Source organism: Myxococcus sp. CA040A (genome assembly GCF_013336725.1).
Classification (GTDB): Bacteria; Myxococcota; Myxococcia; order Myxococcales; family Myxococcaceae; genus Myxococcus; species Myxococcus llanfairpwllgwyngyllgogerychwyrndrobwllllantysiliogogogochensis.
This window is the reverse complement of the sequence record NZ_JABUMR010000011.1, coordinates 83,344-107,718: the sequence shown is the minus strand read 5'-3', so window position 1 is coordinate 107,718 and position 24,375 is coordinate 83,344. Positions and strand designations below refer to the sequence as shown.

The window sequence follows — 24,375 nt, the reverse complement described above, 5'->3', positions numbered from 1 at the left end:
GGGCGGTCTGGGAGGACGAGGTGATAATCGCGAACGCTCCTGGTGAGGACTTCCAGGGTAGAGCGAATCCCGAAGACATACGAGCGGCCCGTCCGCGCCTCCCGTCGATTGAGTCCAGTTGCACCTGGATTACAGGGAGAGCCCGTCTTGAGAGCGACAACAGGTGTAGCGGGTGAGGACCGCGCGTGCTGAGCCCGGCCGCCGGATGCACGAGCAGGCATCCGGCGATGGATGTGGGAGGGTTCAGGCCTTGATGTATCGCTCGAAGACGAAGCCGAAGTCCTTCACCCAGTACTTCTGCTGCGCTCCGGCGAGCCAGGCGAAGGCGGCCTGGTTGAGCTCCTTGAAGGACTCGACGATGGGCGTGGCGCCCGCCTGGCCGCGGCCGAGCGTGGTGGAGGCGACCTCCAGGCTCGTCTTCGCGTGGCTCAGGGAGACTTCGTTCTCGTGCATCAGCTCGGAGATGCGGAACAGGGCCTTGTAGAGGTCCTTCACCTGCTCCAGGTGCTTCTTGTGCACGTCGATGGAGAAGTCGCGCGCGCCCAGGCGGAACTTGATTTCGACGTCCATGTCGATGTTGCCCGCCGTCTCGAGCATGACGTGGGAGACGGGATTGGCGCTGTACGTATAGCGGCGCAGCATGCGCTTCTTGCTCGCGGCGCTGGTGCCGTCGAGGTGGACGAGCGCCTTGTTGGTGAAACAGTACTCGTCGGACTTGGACTTGATGAGGAAGAAGATCTTCTCCTGGTCCTCGTGCATCACATAGTCGTCGGAGTCCACCTTGTCGTAGTCCGCCGAGGTGATGACGGAGCCGATGTCACTGAGGCCGAGCGCGTCTGCGGCGAGCTTCCCGAACATGTCAAATCTCCCTGTGTGCCAACTGCATCGAGGTGGAACCGCGTGGGCCGTGTCGAGCCCCGCGCGAGCATAGGAGACGACCCCGTCACAGGTCGAAGCGAATGCCCTGCGCCAGGGGCAGCGCGTCGGAGTAGTTCAGCGTGTTGGTCTGCCGCCGCATGTACGCCTTCCACGCGTCGGAGCCGGACTCGCGGCCTCCGCCGGTGTCCTTCTCGCCTCCGAAGGCGCCGCCAATCTCCGCGCCGGAGGTGCCGATGTTGACGTTGGCGATGCCGCAGTCGGAGCCGGCGGCGGACAGGAACTTCTCCGCGCTCTGGAAGTCCCGGGTGAACACCGACGACGAGAGGCCCTGGGGCACGCCGTTCTGGAAGGTGATGGCCTCGTCCAGCGTCCGGAACGGCATGACGTAGAGGATGGGCGCGAAGGTCTCCGTCTGGACCCACGCATCCGTGGGCTTCACGCCGGTGATGAGCGTGGGCTGCACGAAGTGGCCGTCGCGCTCCAGCGCCTTGCCCCCGCTGACGATGCGGGCCCCGGCCGCGCGGGCCTGGGCGACGGTGGCCTCGAAGCGTTGCACGGCGGCCCGGTCGATGAGGGGACCCATCAGCGTGCCCGGCTCCAGCGGGTCGCCGATGCGCTTCTCCACCTGGGCGTAGGCGGCGGCGAGTCGGCCCACCACGTCGTCGAGGATGGACTCGTGGACGAAGAGCCTCCGGGTGGTGGTGCAGCGCTGGCCCGCGGTGCCCACCGCGCCGAAGACGATGGCGGGAATCGCCAGCTTCAGGTCCGCGGTGGCGTCCACGATGATGGCGTTGTTGCCGCCCAGCTCCAGCAGGCTCCGCCCCAGTCGCTGCGCCACGCGCACGCCCACCTGCCGCCCGACGGCGGACGAGCCGGTGAAGCTCACCAGCGCCACGCGCGGGTCCTCCACCAGTCGCTCGGCGCGCCCGGTGCCCGAGGCGTTGAGCAGGAAGAAGACCTCCGGGAAGCCGCCGGCCTTCAGCGCGGCGTTGCAGATGCGCGTCGCCGCGATGGCCGTCAACGGCGTCTTGGGCGAGGGCTTCCAGATGGACACGTCGCCGCACACGGCGGCGATGAACGCGTTCCATGCCCAGACGGCCACGGGGAAGTTGAAGGCGCTGATGATGCCGACCAGGCCCAGGGGATGCCATTGCTCATACATCCGATGGCCCGGGCGCTCGGAGTGCATCGTCAGGCCATAGAGCATGCGCGACTGGCCCACCGCGAAGTCGGCGATGTCGATCATCTCCTGCACCTCGCCGTCGCCCTCGGCCTTCACCTTGCCCATCTCCAGCGCGACGAGCGAGCCGAGCGCGTCCTTGTTCCGGCGCAGGGCCTCGCCACACAGCCGGATGGCCTCACCCCGACGGGGAGCGGGCAGCGCGCGCCACGCCACGAAGGACTGGGCGGCGGCGTGCATCAGCTTCTCGTGGTCCTCCGCGCTCGCGGACGACACGGTCGCCAGGCGCTGGCCATTGGAGGGATTGAAGACCTCCAGGGCCGGCTCGGAGGAGGAGCCGGTCCACTCGCCGTGACCGAGATAGCTGCCAGGGTTGTGCTCGGTCAGGCCGAGCGCGTCGAGGATGGGGTGGAGCATGGGCGTCTTCCTACAACGTCGGTGGCTTCCTGGCGACCGGCGGCGGAGGCGCGCGGCCCGGCTGCGTGAGGACCCAGTCGACGAAGGTCCGCGCCGCTGCCCGGAGCCGGCGGTGGGAGGGATACACCACGAAGTAGGAGTAGCGCGTGGGCAGCGAGGGACCGGGCAGTCGGACGAGGCTTCCGTTGGAGAGAAAGGGCTCGGAGACCTTGTCCCGCGCGAGCGCCGCGCCCAGCCCGCGCGCCGCGGCGAGCAGCGCGTTGGTGGTGTCGCTGAACGAGTAACGGACGTCGATGCTCGCGCCATGCACCTCGGCGGCGCGGAACCAGTCCTGCCAGGACTGCCGCGCGTGGTCCCCGACGAGCGGCAGCTTCTGGATGTCCGCCGGAGTTGACACGTGCTCGACGCCGGGCAGGTCCGGGGAGGCCACCGGGAACATGGTGTCTGGCATCAGGTGGTGGGCCGTCATCCCCGGCCAATGACCCAGGCCATAGCGGATGCCCAGGTCGGGGCCTCCCTCGTCGAAGCTCGTCAGCGCCATCTCCGTGTCGATGCGCACCCGCACGTGCGGGTGGGCCGAGGTGAAGTCTGGCAGGCGCGGCAGCAGCCAGGTGTGGGCCAGCGAGAGCATGGTGGTGATGCGCACGCGGTGGCGCTCTTCCCGGGTGTCGCCCAGGTCTCGCATCACGTCGTCGATGTCCGCCAGCGCGCTCTGCGCGGCGTCGGAGAGCTGACGTCCCTCTATCGTCAAGGACACGCCGCGCGCATGCCGCTGGAAGAGGGTGACGCCGAGCAGTCCCTCCAGCTTGCGCACATGGTGGCTGACCGCGCTGGCCGTCAGGTGGAGCTCCTCCGCCGCATGGGCGAAGTTCTGGTGGCGCGCGGCCGCCTCGAAGGCCGCCAGGGCCGGCAGCCAGGCCGTGGGAAGGGGCATGCGAGCCTCAAATCACACTTGTGGCTGCCCTCAAAACCATGAGGTTGCAGGTAGAGTGGCGCGGGCGCAGAAAGAGGGTGACCGGAGCCAGATTCGTGCCTCGCAGTCACCCTCCTATGGAACGCCCCATGAATTCTTCCACGCTTGCCCGTCCCGCCGTTCCCGCCCTGTCAGGTGCCTGGCTCACCCCGTTGGAGCTGGGGTTGCTGGGGGCCATCTGGGGCTCCTCCTTCATGTTCATGCGCATCGCCGCGCCGGACTTCGGGGCGCTTCCGCTCGTCTCGGTGCGACTGGTGCTGGGCTCGCTGGTGCTGATGCCGTTCCTCGTGCGCCACCGAGCGGTCTTCACCCGCTCGCACTGGCCGAAGCTGGCGCTGGTGGGCGCGCTCAACGCGGCGGTGCCCTTCGCGCTCTTCGCCTGGGCCGCCCAGCGCGCGCCGGCGGGCATCAGCGCCATCGCCAACAGCATGACGGTGCTCTTCACCGCGCTGGTGGCCTTCCTCTTCTACGGAGAGCGCATCGGCGGGCGGCGGGCGGTGGCGCTCGTCATCGGCTTTACGGGCGTGGTGGTGCTGGCCAGCGGGAAGATCGCCGGAGCCAGTCCCGGCCTCGCGGTGGCGGCGGGCGTGTCCGCGGCCTTCCTGTACGGCGTCGCGGCGAACCTGGTGCGCCGTCACCTCACGGGCCTGCCGGCGGGCGCTGTCGCGGCGGCCACGCTGGGTTTCGCGGCGCTCCTGACGTTGCCTTTCGCGGTGGCCTCCTGGCCCACCCAGCCCATCCGGGGCGTGTCCTGGCTGTCGGCGGTCACGCTCGGAGTGCTCTGCACGGGGATGGGTTATGCGCTGTACTACCGCCTCATCCAGCGTGTCGGCGCGCCTCGCGCCGTCACCGTCACGTACCTGCTGCCGCTGTTCGGCGTGGCCTGGGCGTGGCTGCTGCTGGACGAGCCGGTGACGCTCACCATGGTCGCCGCGGGCGCGCTCATCCTGGGCAGCGTCGCGCTGAGCCAGCGACAGTCTTCCTGACGGAAGCCCGCCGCCGGCCCGGCTGGCAGTGGCTCAAGGACAGCCGGAGCTGACCTGGAGCGAGTCATAGGCCATCCACCCGTTGCGCTTGGTCCCGGTGGTGGCCGCGATGACATAGCCATACAGGAACTTCATCTCCCCGGACTGCTGGCGATAGCGGCCCGCGCTGTCCTGGACCCAGAGGGGGATGTCGATGGAGGGAATGCCAGACTCCGTGGGCACGTCCAGGCGCTGGAACTTCGTGCCCGCGGGGAAGTGGTCCACGGCCGGTCCGCCCAGCGCCATGCCCGGGACGTTGAAGATGAGGTTGACCGAGCGCAGCCCGTTGGCGCGAACCAGCGGCAGGTAGTCTCCGGCGCGCTCGTGCGTCGCCTCGCTGTCGTAGACGACCTTCTTGAGCTCCAGCACCGGGTCATGCGAGTTGCGCACGGCGTAGCAGCCCAGCTTGTTCAGCCCCGCGCCAAGCGCCGAGACATGGCCGACCTTCTGCTCGAAGGACGTGCGCCCCAGGATGCTGGAGATGGGCAGCCACCCGGCGCTGGAGTTGGACGTGGAGACCGCGAACGCATACAGCTCTCCCGCGAACGTGCGCGTCTGCCCATAATTGAAGGCGGCGCTGGTGCGCGTGTTCGTCCCCACCACGGTGCCGTTGCCGTCCCGGATGGGGACCCCCGTCGAAAGCCCCCAGTTGTCGTCCGCCGGGTCATTGGTGGGGACGCGGTTGCCACCGTTCACCTGCAGCTTGCAGTTGTAGGGGCTCACCAGGCAGTAGTCGCCGTTCACCCCGGCGAAGGCCGCCTGCTCCCGCGTCGACAGGTCTCCCTCCGCCTCGATGCCCTCCGCAGGGGATGCGCCTCCGCAGGCGGTGGTCGTCGACAGGAGGAAGGTCAGACTCGTCAAAAGCAGTTTTCGCATATTTACAGGAACTAGTTGAAATACCTTGTCGTCGTCAATGCGCGCTTCGTCGAGCACAGGCAGTGCGTGTGGCGGCGCGGAGAAGTCAGACAGTGGACAGGCCCCGAGGTGTTTCGACGGCCCGGGACTCGACACGGCTCGTTGTGAGGGATTGCGGCGAGAGCGCCGTGCGTCGGCCTGTCATTGGCCCGGCGGTGGCGACTCCCACGGAGTCCACCTGGGGTCTGGGGCTTGGGGGTAGTCTGCGCGGCGCGATGGCCCGCCCCACTGACGTCTCCGTTCCTCCGCGCCGCTTCCATGACGAGCCGCTCGTCCTCATCCTCCGCCACCTGAAGTCGACGCTCGATGGAGCAGGCGCGGTGCGCATCGAGGTGCCGGACCCGGACCTGGGCCGGGGCTGCTATCCGGGAGAGCGGGTGGGGCCGGGGGGCGGGCTGGTGCATCGGCCGCTGCGCAGTTGGTGTGATTTGGCGGAGGGACTGGCCTGTCGCCTGCTCACGCCGCGCGGCGTGGACGACACGCACGTCTCGCTCACCTTCGAGCCCCTGGGCCCCGAGGCGCCCTGGCACGCGGGCGGCTCGGGGCCGGACGACGCGACGTCGCCCCAGGAGCGCTACGGCGCGGACTCCGCCTTCTCCCGCGTGCGCAAGCTGGAGGACGCGGGCTTCCTGTGTCCCTGGCTGGAGGCGCTCGGCCGGGTTCGCCTGCCCGAAGGGGCGCGGGTGCTGGACCTGGGCGTCAATCGGGGAGACGAGCTCGCCGCCTTCGCCTGGCTGGAGGGGGCGCCGGACGTCACCTTCGTGGGTGTGGACCACAGCGCCAGTGCGCTCGCGGAGGCGCGGGCCCGCTTTCCAGACGCGCGTCACTCCTTCCTCGTCGCCGACCTCAACGCCCTGCCGGAAGGGCTGGGCCGCTTCCACCTCGTGGTCTCCGTGGGCACGCTGCAGAGCCCCGGTGTGGATGACCACGCGCTCCTGCGCACGCTGGTGCAGGAGCACCTGGAGCCCGAGGCCACGCTCGTGCTCGGCTTTCCCAACTCCCGCTTCCGCGACGGGGAGGTCGTCTACGGCGCCCGGGTGCGAAACCTGCGCGAGCCCGACCTCTCCCTGCTCGTGAAGGACCTGTCCTTCTACCGCCGCTACCTGCACCAGCACGGCTTCCGCACGTTCCTCGGTGGCAAGTATGACCTGCTGCTCACGGCGGTGCGCGGCCCGGGTCAGTCCTCGGCCTGAACGTCCTCGGGCTTGACGCCCCAGTCCGCCAGCACCTGCGCTTCGTCCTCTTCGCTCTTCGTCTTCTTGAAGCGGGCATCGGACACGCCCTTCACCCGTCGCTCGCACGCGGCCCACGTCGAGTGGCGCTTCACGCTGCGGCCCACCTGGCTCAGGTAGGAGTGCGCCTTGGTCTTGCCCTTCTCCTCGCGGGGCTTCTCTGGCGGCAGGGACGTGTCCTCGGGCACGTCGTACACGTCCACGTCGTAGCCCACGAGCGAGCCGGTGTAGAGCCGCATGCCCTTGCCGCGTGAGAACGAGACGGCGATGGCGTCCACCCGCTCGTTGCCCGGCACGCCCACGTGCCCGCGGACGTAGTGCCACTCCACGGCGGCTGCCTCGCCCGAATGCGTCTGCTTGCGCTGGGCCAGGAGCGCCATCAACCGCTTCCAGTAGAGCGTGTTGGCCACCTCCTTGCCATCCGCCGTCTTCCAGCCGCGCTTGCTCCAGCCGAACGCCCAGCGGGTGGCGCCCTGAATCACATAGGTGGAGTCCGTGTGGATGTGCAGCGGCCCCGGCGTCGCCTCCAGGTGGCGCAGCGCCTTGCCCACCGCCGTCAGCTCCATCCGGTTGTTGGTCGTCTCCGGCTCGTGGCCGCCCAGCTCCGTCACCTGCCCGTCGGGCGTGGCGATGAGGGTGCCCCAGCCTCCCGGGCCGGGGTTGCCGGAGCAGGCTCCGTCGGCGAAGACGAACGTGGCGTGGCTCTTCATGCCGCAACCCTAGGCGGCCCCGGGTTCGCCCTGCCAGGAAGACTCGCGCCGCGGGCGTCCTCGGGCTGACACGGAAGTCGTGATTCCATGCACAGCCGGAAGACTCCCTCCCTGGAGCCTCCTTCTGGTACGTGGCTTGCTCTCGGCCTCCCACGCTCGGGCCCATGGGTCGCGGGTGTCCGAGGGAAAGCCAGTCATCGACATGCAGACCGAGCATCCCGCCGCTCCACGCCCCCTGAGTCCCTCCCGGCCCCATCCCTCGCGTGCCCGCGCCTGGGCCGCGCGCGTGGCCCTGCTGGTGGCGAGCGTCGCCTCGGTGGCCACCTCCATGTCGGGCCCGCCGCCCGTCATCGTCGAGTCCGAGCCGGGGATGCTGTCGCTGTCGCCGACGTCTCCCACCGCCCGCGTGGCCCTGCCGGTGAGGATGTTCGTCCCCAATGGCTCCAAGCAGACGGTCTGGGCGACGATGCGCGCGCCGCTCTTCGTGAAGTGGACGCCGGATGCGCCGGGCGACGAGGCGCAACCCATCGTCAAGGCGAAGCTGGTCTTCGGTCCTCGCCCGGTCAAGGAGATCTCCTCCGCGCCCGTGACGGCGGGAGACGCCGGCGCGGTGCGCTTCGAGGCCTTGTCGGATGGCGATGTCTGCCAGCTCGAGCAGCCGTGTGAGTGGGAGGCGGCGCTCGAGCTGTCGCTTCAGGACGCGACCCTCCAGGGCACCGTGGACGTGGAGTGGCGCATGGTGGTGGAGGTGAGCATCGACGACACGGAGGACTCGGCGCCGGACGGGCTCGAGGTCCTGGTGGGGCCTCGCTGAGACGTGCGTGCCTCCGTCCCCACGGCCCAGGTGAGCCCCACGCCGGGCGACACGCTCCTGCACCCGCTCGTGTTCGGCGCGGTGCTGGTGCTGGTGCTCAATGACCATGTGTTGAAGGCCCGCTGGCCGTCGTGGTGGACGGGGAAGCTGTCGGACGTCGCGGGGCTGGCCATGTTCCCGCTCCTGCTTCAGGGGCTCTGGGAGCAGTCGTGCGAGCGCGGGGCCCGCGCCTTCCAGCCCTCTCGCGCGGTGCTGACCACGTGCCTGGTGCTGACGGCGCTGGTCTTCACCGCCATCAAGGTGTTCGAGCCCGCCGGTGACTGCTGGCGCTGGGGGCTTGGCACCTTGCAGTGGCCCGTGCGCGCCGCGTGGGCGTGGCTGTCGGGACGCCCGATTCCAGGCGTGGCGCCGGTGGCCCATACGATGGATGTCACGGACCTGCTGGCGCTGCCCGCGCTGGCGGTCTCGCTGTGGCTGGGGTCGCGGCGCGTGAATCACACGCGCTGAGCGCGGCTCGTCTCAGGGATGCGGGCACGACGGGCATGACGCTCGTCACCCGCGAACGCACGGCTTCGCTTCAGGAGCCGTCTCCCCGAGGGAGCAGTCGTGAACGAGAACCTCTTCAGTCAGTCGTACAACCAAATCATCAACGGTGCGCTGGGCGGCGACGCGCCGAACTTCCAGATGCTCGGGACGCCCATGGCGTTCAACTGGGCGCCGGCGCCCCAGGGTGAGCTCAACTCGCACGCGTACCAGGTCATCAGCGGCATGCCGCGGTGGTCCCCGCTCGGCGCGTACAGCACCCTGGACGCCTCCTTCGCGGACTCCTACCGGCAGGCGCTCCACCACATCTCCTTCAAGGTCAGCCCGGAGCGCCAGAAGGACCTGAACGCGCTGCGCATCCAGGTCACCCTGCGCGAGAACGAGATGTCGCAGGCCATCACCAACCTGAACCAGGCGTACCTGAGCCAGCGGCAGAACGGTGGCGCCTACTTCGAGCGCAAGTACCCGGACGTGGATACCTGGGTGGACCTGGGGCCGGGGAAGACCTACGCGCAGATCTGCGACAACGCGAACCTGGCCTTCCGGCGCGCGTCCCAGTTGGTGTTCGAGCTGGAGATGGCGGGCATGCCCGCGTCGCTCCAGTCGTCCATCGACGCCATCAAGCTGCCCTCCGGGAACCCGGGCAGCGGGCCGGCTCCGCGCGGCTGGACGAAGGTGCAGGACGGCTCGGGCGTGCTGCGCTATCAGCCCGACTACATCGTCGGGAAGGACGGCGACACGTGGCGCGAGGAGCTCAAGAAGGGCTCCATCGGCTCCTTCTCCGTGACGCTCAAGGCGTCGGACCAGACGGTGGACTACTCGCGCAGTTGGGCCCAGGCCACCGCCAGCTACGACAAGCCCTTCTGGGGTGTGTCGGCCAGCGGCAGTTGGGAGAAGATGGACCTCACCGCGACGGACAAGAACGTCACGGCCACCATCGCCGTCAAGTCGTCCACCATCGTCCCCGTCACGCCGGGTGCCTGGTACGACGGTGGCTTCATGGCGGACGTCGCGCGCGGCAAGGGCGGCGGCTACGAAATCCTCAACCCCTGGGTGGCGAAGGGCGGAGAGGGCAGCTCGTCGCTGTTCGGTCAGCATGGCCTCCTGGCCTCGCGCATCAGCGGGCTCGTGGTGGCGTACCAGCCGCGCTTCTCCATCGAGATGAGCGAGGCGACGTACGAGCGGCACTACGAGAAGTTCGAGGCGAGCCTGTCGCTGCGAATCGGGCCCTTCTCCTTCGGTGGCAGCGGCGGGCACGAGAGCAACTACGAGCACAGCACCGATGGCAAGACGACCTTCGAGGGCGGCTCCACCTCCGAGGACCCCATCATCATCGGCGTGTTGGTGTCCTTCCCTGGCCTCAACCAGGCGTAGTCGCGCCCCCGTCCGGTTCCTCGTTCATTCACGCATTCATTCCGGCCCTCTCCGCTCCTGGTGGAGGGGGCCGTTTTCTTTCCGGGTGATTTCCATGAAGACGACTGTCGAAGATGCCTTGCGCGCGGAGCTCCGTCAGGTGCTGGCCGACCAGACCGCGAACCCCGAGTCCTCTCTTGCGTCAGCCAACGTCGGGGCCTCGCCCCTGCAATGGCTGGAGCCCGCGCTGCGCTGGGACTGGGTGCCCACGGTGGACGGGACGATGGGGGACGTGGCCCACCACTTCTATGACGGGGTGCCCGCGTCCATCGAGGATGGCGCCCCGTTCGTCTCCACGAGCGCGAGCTTCAGTGGCCGCTACCTCACCTTCCTCCGCGTGCTGTCGCCGTCCTTCGAGCCGGTGGAGGAGCTGAAGGAGTCCCTGGAGCGCGCGACGCCGCCCTCCACGCCTCCGGCCAGCTCCAGCAATCCTCCTGGTTGGACGAAGGTCCAGAACAAGGCGAGCCTCCTCCAGTGGGGCGCCGACTACACGCCGGCGAAGTCGCCCTATGAGTGGCTTGCGGGCATGGCCGCGCGGGGGCTCACCACGGGGCCGGTCCGCGTCGATGTCCAGGCCTCGACGCGGGAGGGTCGCATGGATGCGCAGCCCTCGTTGCTCAAGGTCCGCGCGAAGCAGGGGGCGCTGAAGCCGTTGGAGCTGAAGGACGGAGAGCTCCTGTCCCTGACGGTGTCCATGGAGGGGCTGGGCCGGGTGCCGCTCTACACGGGACACTGGTTCAACGGCTCCATGCCCATCCTCGGGCGCAAGGGCCCCTTCAAGGGCGGCTACACGCCGGAGCAGGTCTTCGGCGCCAAGGGCCTGTTGAGCGGCCGTGTGGCGGAGATGATGGTCGCCTATCAGCCGAGCTTCGAGCTGACGGTGGCGTCCTCCTTCTTCGAGCGCCACGCGGAGGACCTGGCCTCGGCCGAGGAAGTCCAGGTCGCGGGCTTCTCGTTCCGTGGCACCCGCGAGGCGCCAGGTCCGGTGCGGGTGTCGCCGGGCTTCGCTGGAGGGAGCGTGGGCCTCTCGGGCGCCTCGGCGTCGTTCGAGCCGCCGTTCATCGTCGCCGTGCTCCTGGAGACCTTCGACTGAAGGCGCGTCGGAATCACACCCGCGTGGCGCCGCCGTCTTCCGGGTACCACGCGGGGGCCTTCCCCTCGCTCAACGAGGAGACGGCGCATGCGTTATTCCAACGTGCAGTTCATCGCCTGGTGCATCCACACCGGGCCCCGGAAGCTGGGTGATGGCGTGGAGGAGTACGCGGGGCTCTCCACCGAGAGCGCCGATATCGCGGCCCGCGTCGAGCTGGTGGCCCGCGCGCTCGACGCGGCCCGCGACTGTCCGGAGACGACGCGCGACGACCCGGAGACGCTGAAGGTGTTCATGCTGCCCGAGTTCTTCTTCCGAGGGAGCACGGGCGCCTATTCGATGGACGGCGTGCAGGCGCTGGTGGCCGCGCTCCAGTCGCGTGTGAAGGACGAGGCGCGCTGGGCGCATTGGCTCTTCGTCTTCGGCAGCACCGTGGGCAAGTCGTTCCAGACGCGGCCCGCCAGCTTCTTCGAGCGCCTCTTCGGACCGAAGTACGTCATCGACACGTCCAAGCCCATCGAGGCGTACAACTACGTGCTGGTGCAGAAGGGCGGCTTCACGTACGCCTCCGCGGGCCCCGAGTTCGCGGAGGCCGTCCTGAAGAGGCGCCAGTCGGGGATGGACTTCATCCTGGTGTCGGGTGGCGGGGGCGGCATCGCCGGAGCGCGGGTCCACTACCTGCCTCCCACGCGGGAGTACGGCACGACGTCCGAGGTGCAGGTGGCCAGCTACGACGGCAACTCCGTGTTCGTCCGCGACCAGCTGACGCTCGGCGTGGAAATCTGCCTGGACCACGCCGCGCAGCGGCTGAAGAAGGCCTCGGGCCTTCCTCCCATCGACCTCCAACTCGTGCCGTCGTGCGGGATGACGTTGAAGGCCGACTCCCTCGTCGCGCGGAGCGGAGGCTATGCCTTCAACTGCGATGGCTACGCGAACTACGACACCGGCGTGCTGGGAGCGAACAGCCAGGTGCAGGGCGTGGACTCCGGTGACGTCGCCGTGGTGGCGAAGGCCTCGCTGGACGTCACCGGCGTGAACGTCGCCGCGCTCTTCGCGCGAGGGGCTGGCGAGGTGCGCGTGTATCCGGCCCTCCCGCTTCCGAAGGACTGAGGCGCGGCCCTCCGCAGGTCAGAGCGAGCCGAGAAACGCCAGCAGGGCCTGCCGGTCCTCGAGGACGAGCCGCGTGTAGCGCTCCTGCGCGGGCGCGGCCTCTCCGCCATGCCACAGCACGGCCTCCTCGAGGTTCCGGGCCCGCCCGTCGTGCAGGAAGCGCGTGTGGCCGCTCACCGTCGCCGTCAGGCCGATTCCCCATAGGGGCGGGGTTCGCCACTCCTGGCCGGTGGCGAGCCCGTCCGGACGTCCATCCGCCAGCGCCTCGCCCATGTCGTGCAGCAGCAGGTCCGAGTACGGGAAGATGCGCTGGCGCGACAGCTCGGGGAAGCCCGCGACCTCCTCTGTCTCCATCGGCCGGTCCACATGGCAGGAGGCGCAGCCGATGGCGCGGAACACCGCCTTGCCACGCAGCACGCCGGGCGCGTCCCAGTCCCGCCGCTTCGGCACCGCCAGCAGCCGCGTGTAGAAGACGAGCCGCTCCAGGTCGTAGTCCTTCACGTCGGGCGTGGCGGCGGGGACGCCCTCGGGCTCCTGGGCGCGCGGGTACAGCTCGTTCGTCAGCCCCATGTCCGCGACCAGCGCGTGCGTCACCTGCTGCAACAGGGTGGGCTGGTTGGCCTTCCACCCGAAGCGGCCCATCCGGGTGCGGCGCTCCTTCACGTCCTCCACCTGGTTGGGGCGTCCGGAGATGCCGTCGCCATCCCGGTCCTCCGGGTCCGCCAGCGCCAGCAGTGTCTCTTCGGGAATGGCCTCCAGCAGTCCGAGGCCGAAGTTGGCCGGCGACACGCGAGGCGAGAAGGGCGTGCCGTCCTCCAGCGGTCCGCGCGTCAGGTCCTTGAAGCGGTAGGCGGGGCGCAGCAGGGAGTAGGGCTCGCCCGTGGCGAACGTGCCGGTGAGCTCTTCATGGCCCACCTCGACGCTGCCCTCACCGCGGGCCTGGCCGAGGTGGTGGAGGTCCAACTGCTCGCCATACACGGGATGGGGTCCGGGGCCGGTGGGGGAGCCGAGCTGGAAGGCCAGCGACACCAGGGGCTCGGAGGGCGAGAGGGGAGGGCGCCCGCGCCCATCCTTCACGTGGCACCCCATGCAGGAGTTGGAGCTGAAGAGGGGGCCCAGTCCGGGGCCATGGCCGGGGTCGCTCCAGTCGCGGTCGAAGACGCGCTTGCCCAGGTGGAACTCCGGCCAGCGCGCGCGGTCCATGTTCGGCGGAGAGCGACCGAAGGCATTGCGCCCCGCCTCCGTCACGGTGGCGGCGCCACCCGGCAGCTCCTCGCCCGGCTCCAGCGCGAGGGCCAACTGTCCCAGCACCAGGGGCGGGGGCAGGGGACGACGCCCCGCCTGCGCCCACACGGCGGTGAGCACCAGCGCTCCAAGAGGGATGCCCAACAGATACAGCCGCCGGCTCATCGAGGTGCCTCCGGGAACGCGGGAAACGACACGCCGGGCGGGATGCACGACTCCCGCCCGGCGTGGGGCCCGTGCGCGGGGCACGGGCGGGACGACTACTTCGCCGCCGGCTTGAAGGACTCGCTCAGGATGTTCATCCCCTGCGCGGTCGCCTTCACGTCGATGCCCGTGAAGCCGTTGTACGGGTAGTGCCCGTCCTCGATCTCCTCGATGAACTCCACGGAGTCACCGGTGAGCACCTTGCCGTCATCCAGCGCCACCGAGAAGGTGGAGCCGTTGGTGCGCAGGCGCCAGCCGCACGCGCCCACGTTGGCCGGAGCGGTGGGCTGCTCGCCGTTCTTCCCCCAGATGATGTCCAGCTCGAAGAAGTCGGCGTAGTACATCAGGAAGCGGATGAAGTCCCGCCAGTTGTTGAAGATGATCATCCGGTTGGCGGTGTTGGTGGACGAGCCCTGGAGCACGCCCTCGCGGTAGACGTTCATCCGGTAGTTGGAGCCGCCCGGCGCGCCGCTGAACGTCGGGGTGATGAACGCGCTGTTCGCCTCACGGCCCGGCGTCACGCGCAGCGTGCTGACCACCTGGTCGCCCGAGCGCGCGTCCAGCTGCAGCACGCCCGAGGTGCTGCCGAACTTGATTTCCGTCGCCTGCGTCCAGCTGGCCGCCCGAGCGAAGCTGCTGGCGACACCGTCCGTCTTCACGCTGCGCAGACCGGTGACGGCCAGGCCCTGCTCCGTCGACGCCAGCTGCGCGTTACCCAGCGCGCAGCTGTTGATGCCGTCGAACCGCTGCGTGCACTTCGACTCCGCGCCGGCTTCCTGCGTGGCCACATCGCCGTCCGCCGCCGTGGGCTCTTCGCCCTGACAACCCGACATGACGCTCAGGAGCGCCGCTGCGAACAAACGGCCCATCATCTTCAGCTGCATGGAATTACCTACCTCTTCAATAGGGGGAGGATCTGCACCGCCAGGAGAGTGCTGCATCCGGTGCCGGCCCAGCCCGAATGCTCCATGTGGCGGCGAGCCATCCCCTTGCACCCCGCAGGCCAGCGCTCACCGGCATGTTTCACCTCCTCTGTATCAGTGAGGAATTGAGCCTCCAGGGCGTCGTGGCTGTAGCGTGTGTTGTTACAGCCTCGCGTTGAATGTATCGCGCCCTGCCACACGCCATTCGCCGAGCGTGACATTGACCCGTTCCATGCGTGTGGTGCGCGCAGACGCTGTCTGGGTATGGGGGCGATTCCGATTCCAAGAATCATTGTCAGAATGTTGGAAACCGCGAATCTGGACAGGTTGCGTCATCCTGTTTAGCGAGTCCTTCCTGTCAGGTCATTTATACGAGCGAAGCAGGAGCAACTCTGCTTTTACGCTGAGACTGGAAGGTGCGCCCTGGGTCGAGGCCGCCTGGACAGGAATAATGCGGAACCGGTATAAAACCATTCGTCAGACTGGTGACACTGGTGATTCCGCCAACCTCATACAAGTCATGACGCTCTGAGAAGGGGGCATTCCCTATGGCTCGTTCGTCGTTGTCCCGCGGTGTGCGTCTTTTCAATCGCGGCCTTTTCTCGTCGGCTCTGGCGGTATCGTTGTCGGCATGTGAGCCGGCGGCTCAGGTCGAGCCTCTCAATCCCACTCCCGCGGAGACGGAGGAGCTGGGGGTGGACCCGAAGGCGCTGCTGGACAGCATGGCGGTGTTCTCGCTGCGTCCATTGGCCCATGAGCCGGTGCCGCAGCCGGTGGGCAGCCGCATCATCAACAAGGCCGCCGCCATCCGTCTGGGCAAGGTCTTCTTCTGGGATATCCAGACGAGCGGCGACGGCCAGACGGCCTGTGCGAGCTGCCATTTCGCCGGTGGCGCGGATGACCGTCGCATCAACACCGTGCACCCCGGCTTCGACAACGTCTTCGACAGCATCGCAGGCCCCGGCGAGACGTTCACGCTCGCGAAGATCACCAGCGATGACCGCATCGGCTCGCAGGGCCCGCTGCGCGCGCTGTTCCTGAATCTGGACCCGGACCCCACCGTCGCCGCGGACTCCTGTCTGGTGCTGCCCGCCGCGCCGTTCAACGAGCACCGGCTGGTGGGCCCGCGTCACAGCCCGTCGGTCCTCGGCTCGGGCTTCTACCGCAACCAGTTCTGGGGCGGCGAAGCCAACGCGACCTTCAACGGCGTGAACATCTGGGGCTTCACCGAAAACAACACCCAGGGCTTCCTCCTGCGCATCGAGAACGCGTCGCTCGCGTCCCAGGCCACCGGCCCCGTGACGAACTTCTCCGAGCAGTCGTGCTCTGGTCGCCAGCTGCTCGGTCCGGGCAGCCTGGGCGCCAAGCTGGCCGTGCGCCAGCCGCTGCGGCACCAGCGCGTCTCCACCTCCGACAGCGTGCTGGGCGCGCTGGCCAACCCCACGGGCCCGGGCCTCATCTGCAACGGCGCGCCGTGCACCTATGACCAGCTCATCCGCGAGGCCTTCGGCGACGCGCTGGCCAACATCTCCGTCAACGTCTTCTCGCTCATCTGGGGCGAGGCGCTCCAGGCCTACCAGGCCACGCTCATCCCGGACCAGACGCCCTTCGACAGCTTCCTGTCGGGCAACCTGAACGCGCTCACCCCCAAGCAGCTCAAGGGCCTCAACGTCTTCGTGGGCAAGGGCGAGTGCATCAACTGCCACACCGGCGCCATGCTGTCCGACGCGACCATGAGCTGGTACGAAATCGCCGGCCCCCTCAACCGCGACGGCGGCGACACGGGCTTCCACAACATCGGCGTGCGTCCCACGGACGACGACCTGGCTCGCGGTGACCTGGGCATCTTCGGCGGCGAGCCCAACTCCGTCAGCCTGTCTCCGTTCGACATGGGCGCGTTCAAGACGCCCACCCTGCGCAACGTCGGCCTGACGGCGCCGTACTTCCACAACGGCGGCTACCCCACGCTCGACGACGTGGTCGACTTCTATGCCCGAGGCGGTGACTTCAACAACCCGGAGAAGTCGCTCGACATCAAGCCGCGCACCTTCAGCGCGAGCGACCGCTCCGCGCTGGTGGACTTCCTCTCCAACGCGCTGACCGACTGCCGCGTGTACACGTACCGCGCGCCGTTCGACCACCCGGAGCTGCCGTTCCCGAACCGCGAGACGCTGCCCGTCACGGGCCGCGGCGGTCGGGGCGCCTGCCGCTAGGCTCGGTTTCGCTTGCGATGAGAGTGAGCCACCCAGGGGTGCTTCAGGCCCCTGGGTGGCTTTGCCCTTTTTGCGCGGGATGTCAGGGCCAGCGCGAGAATGGGCGGAGTCTCGGCTCCCGGGGCTTGCTTGATGCTCCGGGGACCTCGTGGAAGAGTTCCTGACCTTCGCGTCAGGTCTGAACAACAGGTTTCTCCCAGGAGTTGTCGCATGAGTCAGGAAGCCGTGCCCATCGACCCGCATGAGACGCTGTATCTGCCCATGCGGCGCCGCTTCATGAGTGAGTACGTCCAGACACCCGAGGGCACGAACGAGCTGCGCATCTACTACGGGCTCAAGGAGATCTCCATCGAGGAGGCGGACCTGCACTCCTTCGGGGAGAACCTGCTCAAGCAAGACCAGTTCATGGCGGCGATGGCCACGCGCTGGAGCAACGGCGAACCCTATGCCTGGGAGCGCGTGAAGGAGCTGCTTGAGCAGCTCCTCGCGGAGAACATCCTGTCGCGCGAGGCGCCGAAGCTTTCGCCGGAGACGGACTACCACAAGATGGTGATGGCGTCGGAGGCGCGGCGGCCCGCGCCCTCGGAGCCCATGTGGTGGAACCCCGACACGGAAGGGGTGCTGCAGAAGCTGGTGGGCCGGCCGATGGAGTTCGGCTTCCTGGAGGCGATGCTGCCCGTGCACCGCGCGGCGCACGCGGCGCTGGATGCCGAGGGGCGGCACATCGGCGAGAACAACGTCTTCCCGGACTCCATGCGCATGCGGATGGAGACCGAGTGGCGGATGTGTCCGTACCCGGGCAGCCGCTTCAAGGACGACGCGCTGATGAACGTGACGGCGCTGAAGTCCATGTCCAAGCACTGGAAGCCCACGCTCCAGGCGCTGCTCATCCTGCGCGAGGCGTTCCTGAAGCGCTATCCGCTGCTGGCGGATGGACAGTGGCGCCTCGGTGACCTGCATGCATTCAGCTGCGCGGTGCTGGCGGTGCCGTCGCTGATGCTCCTGCGCGGCAAGGACCCCATCCCCAACGGGACGTTGGACCCGGTGCTGTCGTCGGTGTTCCGCGTCACCGACGGCGTGCGCATGGTGAGCATCTACCTGATGTTCCTGCCCGAGCAGCCCATGCCGTACGAGACGCCCATCAACCCGGCGTCGCTGCTGCACCTGACGGAGCGCGACAACCACTTCCTGTCCACCCGTGGCGTGTGCGCGGGCCCTCCGCACATGGTCGACGAGTTCTTCGCGACGATGCTGGATGGCAAGCCCATGGCGGGTGAGCCCCTGCCGGAGCCGTCGTGGCTCGCGGAGATTCCCGCCGCCATCGACTACGGCCTGCGCGGCCTGCAGCTCTACTCGCTCCAGTTCACCCTGTGGGCCCACATGTGCCACACCTACGAGCGCATTCGTGACGCGGTGCTGCAGGCCGAAGCGCCGGTGGACAGCGGCTGGGGCCGGCTGCGTCAACGCATCGAGAAGGACTGGAAGGTCATCCTGCCAACCCGACAGAACACGTCGGTCCAGCGCGAGTGGGCCAAGGCCCGCTACGTGGAGATGTATGACCGCGCGCAGCGCGGCCTGCGCGGCTTCAGCGAGGAGAAGCTCCAGAACATCAGCGACGTCTTCTCCCCGCCGAAGGACGCCGTGCACGCCCAGGCGGCGGAGGAGCTGCGCAAGCTGTTCCGCGAGCGAGCCCCCGTGCCCGAGGGCGCGCGCCCCGAGCTCATCGACGCGGTGGCCGAGGCGCTGGCCGACTACCTCACCATCGAACGCTCCGCGCTGGGCACGCTGGAGACCGTGCAGCGCGAGGTGAACGCGCTGCTGCAACGCCAGCACCCGGACCGGCCCTTCACCAACCTGGACCTGTCCATCCACCACCGGCTGCGGTTCGCCACCATCGGCGTGCTGCCCTACCTGCTGGATGTCTTCCGCGAAGAGCTGGGCGTGGGCATCGAAAGCCACGTGGCGGACGTCAAAATCACGCCGGGAGCGCCCTCCGCCGCTGCTGCTTGAATTGACGCAATGTTTCACTCCCAGGCCTGGATGCATCAGCCTGTGTTGCAGGCCTGGGAAGCTTGACTGACCTGTTTCACCGACTTATATCGGTGAGCGCCAATTGCGGCGGTTGTCAGGACTGTCGTGGATGGTGTCGCTGTCCCGAAAACCAGGAGCGAGCACATGCAGATCAAGACCAAGGTTCGTGGCGGTCCCCGTGGCTGTGGTGGCACCGTCGTCGTCAAGGCTGTCTGAGTCGTGCCGTAGTCCGAAGTCGGAACCTCTGACCAGGAGCAAGACCATGCAGATCAAGACCAAGGTTCGTGGCGGTCCCCGTGCCTGCGGCGGCGTCATCACCGTCTGAGTCGTGCCTGTCGTCTGCAGTCGGAACCTCTCACCCAGGAGTTCACCATGCAGATCAAGACCAAGGTTCGTGGCGGTCCCCGCGCCTGTGGCGGCGTCATTGCGGTCTGAGTCGTGTTGTCGCTGAAGCGGTAGCAGTCACGGCACGCGTTTGACTCACGTTTGATGGCTTGTCCTTCGGTCGTCGGCAGGCGGAGCTTCCGCCTGCTGGCGACCGTTGTTGTTTTTCAGGGGCGCGGCCTTCCCGTCACGGGTGGGCGATGACGATGAGCGTGGGCGCGCGAGCGTTGACGCAGTTCATCACCTTGCGCATCGTCACCGGGTCCAGCGCGCCGAACGCCTCGTCCAACACGACGACCTGGACGCGCTGAAGCAGGGCGCGCGCGACGAAGATGCGGCTCTGCTCGCCGTGGGAGAGCTGCCAGCCGCGCTCGCCCACCATCTGCAGGATTCCCGCGGGCATGCGCTGCAGCAGGTCGCCCAGCCCCAGCTCCTCGCACAGCTCCCGCGCCAGCTTCATGTCGTCCTGCGTATGCGGCCAGGCGCGGCCCAGCAGCAGGTTCATGGCCAGCGTGCCGGAGACGACGTGGTTCTCATGGAACTGGGGTGCGCCGGCGATCTGCGCGCCCCAGCCGTCCGACGTCCACGTCGACATGTCCAGGCCGCGCAGCAGCACCACGCCGGAGCCCTGGCGCCGCAGGCCCGTGAGGATGGAGGCGAGGGTGGACTTGCCCGAGCCGGAAGGCCCTTCCAGGAGCACGCGCTCACCGGGGCGGATGGACAGCGAGGCCCCCTCCAGCACCGCGCGCGGCGAGGCCGGGTGCTTGAAGTACACGTCGCGCACCTCGAGCAGCGCCTGGTTCCTGGACGGCGCCTCGCTGGAGGTGAGCGGCGCCACCTGGGGCACGCCATCGTCATCCTCCTTCGTCGCGCCCACGGCGCGGGCGAGCCGGGCCGCTTCCAGCATGGGGCGCACGCCGTCGAACAGCACGCGCGAGCCGATGAGCGCCAGCGCGCCCACCGTCATGGACGTCACCGCGCGGGCGCCCAGCAGCGCCGCGCCCACGCCCACCGCGATGGTCGCCGTGGAGCTTCCCGCCAGCACGCCCGGGAGCGTGGCGATGATGGCCACCGGAAGGATGCCCCGGCGCGCGAGCGTCATGATGCGCGCGGTGCCCGCGTCCCAGCGCTCGGCGGCGTCCGAGTAGCGCGCCAGCTCCTGGTCCTCCTCCTCGTGCCAGCGCGACGGCTGCTCCTGCGCCAGCCGGGTGCGGTGGCCGAGCATCCGCTCGATGAGCGCGTGCGTCATCACCACGCGCGCCTCCGTCCAGCCCCGGAAGAGCATGGCCTGCCGGGCGACGAGCACCCCCAGCACCGCGCAGCAGGCCGCCAAAGCCCCCAGCCCGAGCCAGCCCGCCGGACCCGACAGCGTCACGCTGGCCGCCAGCGTCAGGTCCACCACCGCGAGCATGCTGGTGAAGCTGCCCGCGAGCACCATCTGCTCCATGCCCGCGCTTTCGAACGTCCGCCCCACGTACTCGCCAATGCCTCCGCGGCGCGCCTCGTCCACGGGCAGCGAGAGCGCTCCCGCCAGCAGCCGTCGGCGCAGCAGCGCGGAGAGGTCCAGCGCCAGCGTGCCTTGCGTCCACGCCAGCGCGGCCTGCAGCGGCACCGCCGTCAGGCCCATCAGCGCCCAGGCCCAGAGCCAGCCCTGGTCCAGCTGGCCCTCGAAGGCGCCCCGGCCAATCAGCCACCAGGCCGCGAGCACGCAGACCTGGATGAGCACCGCCAGCAGCAGCACCAGCATCAGCCGGGGGGCCGCCGACAGCGCCTTCAGGTGGTGGATGAGCCGGGCGCCGGGGGGCAGGCGCAGGGTGCGCGCGGCGACCAGGTGGGTGTTGGCCAGCTGCGCGCCCATCAGCGCGCGGCGGGCCAGGGTTCGTTGCGGCTCGCGCAGCGCGGTCCCCGCGAGCACCCGGTCCACGGTGTCCACCTGCTGGAACTCGACGAGCGCCTGTACGGCGGCGGTCAGCTCGGATACGGGCACGTCGCGGACCGTCTCGTCGGGGGCGAGCACGCGCGCCGTCCTCCCGGACGGGGACACGCGCAGGAGCGCGACGACCTGCACGCCTCCGTCACCGACGACGTCCAGCAGGGCAGGGGCGGCGCGCTGGATGGCCTTCTCCACCTCGCCGTGGCGCGTGTAGAGCAGGTCCAGCTCCAGCCCCTGGGACTGGGCCACCGCGTCCAGCCACTCGCCCAGCCGGTTCGGGTCTTCCGGCAATCCACCCACCACCCGTCCGGAGGTGCGCGGCAGCGGCAGCCCCGCCCGGAGCGCCAGCGCCTCCAGCGCCTCCGCGGCCCGCCTCGGCTGCCACGCCAGGCCCGAAAGCGGCCCGGCCGCCCTCGGCTTCAGCTCGTTCGCCAGGGTCGTCACGCCGCCCCCTCCCGCATCGGCTTCGTGTCTTCCGCGGGATGCTCGCTGAGCAGCCCGTGGTCCAGCACCATCCGCCGCCAGCCCCCGTGACCCGTCAGGTCACGGCGCATCTGCTCCTCCTCGTCGAGCAGCGAGCGGTACACGGAGTCCTCGCGCTGGGCGAGCCGCTTCGGGTTGTCGTCCTCCACCAGTTGGCCGCCCTTGATGACGAGGACGCGGTCGAACGTCAGCGTCTCCGCGATGTCATGCATGATGCACAGCAGCGTGGCGCCGGAGAGCTCGGCGCGTGAGCGCTCCAGCAGCGCCGCGCGCCTGTCCCGCTCCAGTCCCCGGAACGGCTCGTCGAAGATGGCCAGCCGCACCCCGGGACGCAGCAGCGCCCGCCCCAGGCGCACCCGCTGCCCCTGACCGCCGGACAGCAGGCTGCCTCCCTCGCCCAGCCGCGTCTGCAGGCCGAGGGGGAGCTTGTCGAGGAACTCGATGAGGTCCGCCGAGCGCAGCGCCTGACCCACGCGGGGCAACACGTCCGTCGCCTCCACGCCGTAGGCCAGGTTGTCGACGAGGGACTTGTTCCACAGCGTCACCTCCGGCTCCACCCAGGCCGTCTGCCGCCTCAGCCGGGCGAGCACCTGTCCCGCCAGCGGCGCGCCATCCACCTCCACGCTCCCGGACGACGGCCGGTGCCAGCCCAGCAGGATGCCCACGAGCGAGGACTTGCCGGCGCCCGAGGGGCCGACGATGGCCACGTGCTCTCCGGGGCGCACCGTCATGTCGATGCCCTGCAGCACGGTGAAGCCCGCGGCCTTGACCTCCACCTGCTTGAGCGTGAAGCCCACGCCACCCGTCTCGGGCCGCGCGTCCACGTCGGCGGCCGTCTCCAGCCCCGCGCCCACCTCGTCGGGCGTGAGGAGCGGCTCCATCATCCGCGCGGTGAGCGACGAGGCGGCCGGGTACTGGCGCAGCGCGTCCGCCAGCTGCTTGCCCAGGGTGGCCAGGGCGAGCGCCCAGTAGACGAGCAGCAGCACGGCGCCGGGCTGAATCCCCTGGGACACGGCATGCAGGACGATGGCCACCGAGCCGCCCGTGGCGACCATGGTGGCGAGCGTGTCGGTGAGGATGCCGCGGCTGAGCAGCGTGCGCGCGGCGCGGACGAACTCGTGCAGCGGCTCCTCATGGGCACGCCGCAGCGTCAGCTCCGCGCGGTGGGCCCGCAGCGCCACCGCCCCGCGCATGGCATCCAGGTAGAAGCGCGACAGCACGCCGTCGAAGTCGCGCATCCGCCGGTCCGCCTCCAGCAGCGAGCGCTGGGCGAGCAGGGGGACTGCGAGCGCCAGTCCTCCGCCGATGATGATGAGCGGGGCGCTGCCGGGGGCCAGCCACGTCAGGCCGGCCAGCGTGACGAGCATCTCCGCGGAGGCGCGCAGCACGCCCACCGCCATGGTCGGCACGGAGCGCACCTGGTGGATGCCGTGGCAGCGCTGCGCCATGTCGGAGACCAGCCGGCTCTTGAAGTAGCGGTCTCCCAGGCGGGGTATCTTGTCGAGGAACGCCAGCCGCAGGCGCAGCTCCAGCCGCCGGCCCAGCCGCAGGGTCCCCAGCGACAGGGGGAACTCCAGCGAGAAGATCATGCCCATCAGCGCCAGCAGCGTCACGATGCCCGCCAGTCGCTGCTCCTGGGTGGTGAGGTAGCGCCCCGCGTCGATGATGCCGCGCAGGAGCAGGGCCTCCAGGAAGCCGCCCACCGCGGCCGTCAGGGCGATGGCCGCGAGGACCGAGGGCGCCAGCACGCCGTCCCGGCGCATCAGCGCCACCAGCTCCCGCAGGGGCCGGGTGGGAGGCTCCTTCAGGGCCGCCAGGAGCTCCGCGGACAGCGGCGGCTCTCCCTCGGCGCGCTCCGTGCGCAGCCCCCGGGCCAGGATGCCCACCACGCCGCGCAGCGTGACTTCCTCCGCGTCGGGAGGGCCCACCGCCGTCCAGTAGGAGGCGGGGATGACCTGCTCGGCCCGCCCCTCCGCGAGCGCGGCGCGCACCTCGCGCAGCAGCTGCTCCAGGAAGCGCTCGGAGGACTCGCCCCGCTCGACGCCGCCCCCGTCCACCAGCGTCTGCACCAGCCGCGTCGCCGCGTCCAGGCAGGCCACGCTCTTCCACGTCTCGTCCGCGAGCGCCTCCGCGAGCAGCCGCTCCGCGAGCGGCTTGTCGGCCAGCGCGCCCAGCCGCAGGCGCATGCCCGCGAGGAACTCCTCCGTGCTGGCCCACGCGCGGAAGCCCTCGGCGGGGACGGGCAGGGCGTGGACGTAGAGCCGCTCCATCAGCTCCGTCACGGACACCCAGCGCCGTCCCAGCGCGGGGTCCATGATCTGCACCATGTTGCCCCACCGCCGCCAGATGACGATGAAGTGCAGGTTGCTGTCCGCCAGGCGCACCACCGCGAGCGCGGGCAGCGCCTTCGTCTCCGGCATGAGCACCTGGTCCAGGGGCAGGACGACCTGGACGGCGTCCATGCCCAGCTTGCCGGCCAGCTCCTCCAGCACGTCGATGGACGTCCCGTCGATGTCCGTCTGGCAGGCCTCGCGCAGACGGCCGTAGCTGACGGGGAGGTTGAAGCCGTCGAAGAGGGCCTTGAGGGCCGCCGGACCGCAGTCCATGGCGGACGTCTGGATGACTTCGGGAATGAGCAGTCGTCGTGTGCCCGCCATG

General features: G+C 69.4%; 18 protein-coding genes. 9 read left to right on the top strand and 9 right to left on the bottom strand.

Translation table 11 applies throughout. The features are described from left to right. Nucleotides 1-243 precede the first annotated feature (243 nt). From HUA75_RS38955 to HUA75_RS38945, 3 genes are all read right to left on the bottom strand, one after another. Nucleotides 244-858 carry a PH domain-containing protein gene (locus HUA75_RS38955; protein WP_141644685.1) on the bottom strand — a complete coding sequence of 205 codons (615 nt, stop codon included), beginning with the start codon at nt 856-858 and terminating at the stop codon, nt 244-246. An 85-nt stretch (nt 859-943) separates the two neighbouring features. After that, nucleotides 944-2,476 carry an aldehyde dehydrogenase family protein gene (locus HUA75_RS38950; RefSeq protein ID WP_174489341.1) on the bottom strand — a complete coding sequence of 511 codons (1,533 nt, stop codon included), beginning with the start codon at nt 2,474-2,476 and terminating at the stop codon, nt 944-946. 10 nt (nt 2,477-2,486) lie between these two features. After that, the gene (locus HUA75_RS38945) at nt 2,487-3,410 is read right to left on the bottom strand and encodes a LysR substrate-binding domain-containing protein (protein WP_174489340.1); all 924 of its coding nucleotides are present in this window, start codon (nt 3,408-3,410) and stop codon (nt 2,487-2,489) included. A 128-nt stretch (nt 3,411-3,538) separates the two neighbouring features. On the opposite strand from HUA75_RS38945, the gene HUA75_RS38940 reads away from it, so the two are divergent. Further along, the gene (locus HUA75_RS38940) at nt 3,539-4,435 is read left to right on the top strand and encodes a DMT family transporter (RefSeq protein ID WP_141644688.1); all 897 of its coding nucleotides are present in this window, start codon (nt 3,539-3,541) and stop codon (nt 4,433-4,435) included. Nucleotides 4,436-4,468: 33 nt separating this feature from the next. Here the strand turns inward: HUA75_RS38940 and HUA75_RS38935 are convergent, their stop codons facing one another. Continuing rightward, nucleotides 4,469-5,350 (bottom strand): hypothetical protein, encoded by an 882-nt coding sequence (locus HUA75_RS38935; RefSeq protein WP_141644689.1) that lies wholly within the window; start codon nt 5,348-5,350, stop codon nt 4,469-4,471. 254 nt (nt 5,351-5,604) lie between these two features. Here HUA75_RS38935 and HUA75_RS38930 point away from each other — a divergent pair, with 254 nt between their 5' ends. Beyond that, the gene (locus HUA75_RS38930) at nt 5,605-6,582 is read left to right on the top strand and encodes a bifunctional 2-polyprenyl-6-hydroxyphenol methylase/3-demethylubiquinol 3-O-methyltransferase UbiG (RefSeq protein WP_174489339.1); all 978 of its coding nucleotides are present in this window, start codon (nt 5,605-5,607) and stop codon (nt 6,580-6,582) included. Here HUA75_RS38930 and HUA75_RS38925 read toward each other — a convergent pair. Further along, a complete protein-coding gene (locus HUA75_RS38925) occupies nt 6,567-7,331 on the bottom strand; it encodes an RNase H family protein (RefSeq protein ID WP_141645216.1) in 765 nt (254 codons plus the stop codon). The genes HUA75_RS38930 and HUA75_RS38925 overlap by 16 nt on opposite strands. A 202-nt stretch (nt 7,332-7,533) precedes the next feature. Between HUA75_RS38925 and HUA75_RS38920 the strand changes: the two genes are divergently transcribed. From HUA75_RS38920 to HUA75_RS38900, 5 genes are all read left to right on the top strand, one after another. Further along, the gene (locus HUA75_RS38920) at nt 7,534-8,145 is read left to right on the top strand and encodes a hypothetical protein (RefSeq protein ID WP_174489338.1); all 612 of its coding nucleotides are present in this window, start codon (nt 7,534-7,536) and stop codon (nt 8,143-8,145) included. Between the two features lie 3 nt (nt 8,146-8,148). Beyond that, nucleotides 8,149-8,652 (top strand): hypothetical protein, encoded by a 504-nt coding sequence (locus HUA75_RS38915; protein WP_371746302.1) that lies wholly within the window; start codon nt 8,149-8,151, stop codon nt 8,650-8,652. A 99-nt stretch (nt 8,653-8,751) separates the two neighbouring features. Beyond that, complete coding sequence (locus HUA75_RS38910) at nt 8,752-10,062, top strand: hypothetical protein (RefSeq protein ID WP_141645218.1); 1,311 nt, start codon at nt 8,752-8,754, stop codon at nt 10,060-10,062. Nucleotides 10,063-10,156: 94 nt separating this feature from the next. Next, nucleotides 10,157-11,194, top strand: coding sequence for a hypothetical protein (locus HUA75_RS38905; protein ID WP_174489337.1), 1,038 nt, complete (start codon nt 10,157-10,159; stop codon nt 11,192-11,194). An 87-nt stretch (nt 11,195-11,281) separates the two neighbouring features. Then, nucleotides 11,282-12,301, top strand: coding sequence for a hypothetical protein (locus tag HUA75_RS38900; RefSeq protein WP_174489336.1), 1,020 nt, complete (start codon nt 11,282-11,284; stop codon nt 12,299-12,301). A gap of 18 nt (nt 12,302-12,319) precedes the next feature. Here HUA75_RS38900 and HUA75_RS38895 read toward each other — a convergent pair whose 3' ends face one another. After that, nucleotides 12,320-13,711: a di-heme oxidoredictase family protein gene (locus tag HUA75_RS38895; protein WP_174489335.1), complete on the bottom strand. Its 1,392-nt coding sequence runs from the start codon at nt 13,709-13,711 to the stop codon at nt 12,320-12,322. A 95-nt stretch (nt 13,712-13,806) separates the two neighbouring features. Then, the gene (locus HUA75_RS38890) at nt 13,807-14,634 is read right to left on the bottom strand and encodes a hypothetical protein (RefSeq protein ID WP_141645222.1); all 828 of its coding nucleotides are present in this window, start codon (nt 14,632-14,634) and stop codon (nt 13,807-13,809) included. 662 nt (nt 14,635-15,296) lie between these two features. Here HUA75_RS38890 and HUA75_RS38885 point away from each other — a divergent pair. Together HUA75_RS38885 and HUA75_RS38880 are read left to right on the top strand one after the other, a co-directional pair. After that, nucleotides 15,297-16,886: a cytochrome-c peroxidase gene (locus HUA75_RS38885; protein ID WP_217446485.1), complete on the top strand. Its 1,590-nt coding sequence runs from the start codon at nt 15,297-15,299 to the stop codon at nt 16,884-16,886. 210 nt (nt 16,887-17,096) lie between these two features. Next, entirely contained in the window at nt 17,097-18,896 is a 1,800-nt protein-coding gene (locus HUA75_RS38880; RefSeq protein WP_174489333.1) for a hypothetical protein, read from the top strand. Nucleotides 18,897-19,488: 592 nt separating this feature from the next. Here the strand turns inward: HUA75_RS38880 and HUA75_RS38875 are convergent. Next, complete coding sequence (locus HUA75_RS38875) at nt 19,489-21,678, bottom strand: ABC transporter ATP-binding protein (RefSeq protein ID WP_141645225.1); 2,190 nt, start codon at nt 21,676-21,678, stop codon at nt 19,489-19,491. Beyond that, nucleotides 21,675-24,374: an ATP-binding cassette domain-containing protein gene (locus HUA75_RS38870; protein WP_174489332.1), complete on the bottom strand. Its 2,700-nt coding sequence runs from the start codon at nt 24,372-24,374 to the stop codon at nt 21,675-21,677. The genes HUA75_RS38875 and HUA75_RS38870 overlap by 4 nt, the downstream gene beginning before the upstream one ends. Nucleotide 24,375: the final 1 nt, after the last annotated feature.

Excerpts from the sequence above, each read along its gene's own strand:
- HUA75_RS38895 (WP_174489335.1), bottom strand. The coding sequence starts at position 13,711 with ATGAGCCGGCGGCTGTATCTGTTGGGCATCCCTCTTGGAGCGCTGGTG.
- HUA75_RS38940 (WP_141644688.1), top strand. The coding sequence starts at position 3,539 with ATGAATTCTTCCACGCTTGCCCGTCCCGCCGTTCCCGCCCTGTCAGGT.
- HUA75_RS38930 (WP_174489339.1), top strand. The coding sequence starts at position 5,605 with ATGGCCCGCCCCACTGACGTCTCCGTTCCTCCGCGCCGCTTCCATGAC.
- HUA75_RS38925 (WP_141645216.1), bottom strand. The coding sequence starts at position 7,331 with ATGAAGAGCCACGCCACGTTCGTCTTCGCCGACGGAGCCTGCTCCGGC.
- HUA75_RS38920 (WP_174489338.1), top strand. The coding sequence starts at position 7,534 with ATGCAGACCGAGCATCCCGCCGCTCCACGCCCCCTGAGTCCCTCCCGG.
- HUA75_RS38945 (WP_174489340.1), bottom strand. The coding sequence starts at position 3,410 with ATGCCCCTTCCCACGGCCTGGCTGCCGGCCCTGGCGGCCTTCGAGGCG.
- HUA75_RS38900 (WP_174489336.1), top strand. The coding sequence starts at position 11,282 with ATGCGTTATTCCAACGTGCAGTTCATCGCCTGGTGCATCCACACCGGG.
- HUA75_RS38950 (WP_174489341.1), bottom strand. The coding sequence starts at position 2,476 with ATGCTCCACCCCATCCTCGACGCGCTCGGCCTGACCGAGCACAACCCT.
- HUA75_RS38890 (WP_141645222.1), bottom strand. The coding sequence starts at position 14,634 with ATGCAGCTGAAGATGATGGGCCGTTTGTTCGCAGCGGCGCTCCTGAGC.
- HUA75_RS38870 (WP_174489332.1), bottom strand. The coding sequence starts at position 24,374 with ATGGCGGGCACACGACGACTGCTCATTCCCGAAGTCATCCAGACGTCC.
- HUA75_RS38880 (WP_174489333.1), top strand. The coding sequence starts at position 17,097 with ATGAGTCAGGAAGCCGTGCCCATCGACCCGCATGAGACGCTGTATCTG.
- HUA75_RS38935 (WP_141644689.1), bottom strand. The coding sequence starts at position 5,350 with ATGCGAAAACTGCTTTTGACGAGTCTGACCTTCCTCCTGTCGACGACC.
- HUA75_RS38905 (WP_174489337.1), top strand. The coding sequence starts at position 10,157 with ATGAAGACGACTGTCGAAGATGCCTTGCGCGCGGAGCTCCGTCAGGTG.
- HUA75_RS38955 (WP_141644685.1), bottom strand. The coding sequence starts at position 858 with ATGTTCGGGAAGCTCGCCGCAGACGCGCTCGGCCTCAGTGACATCGGC.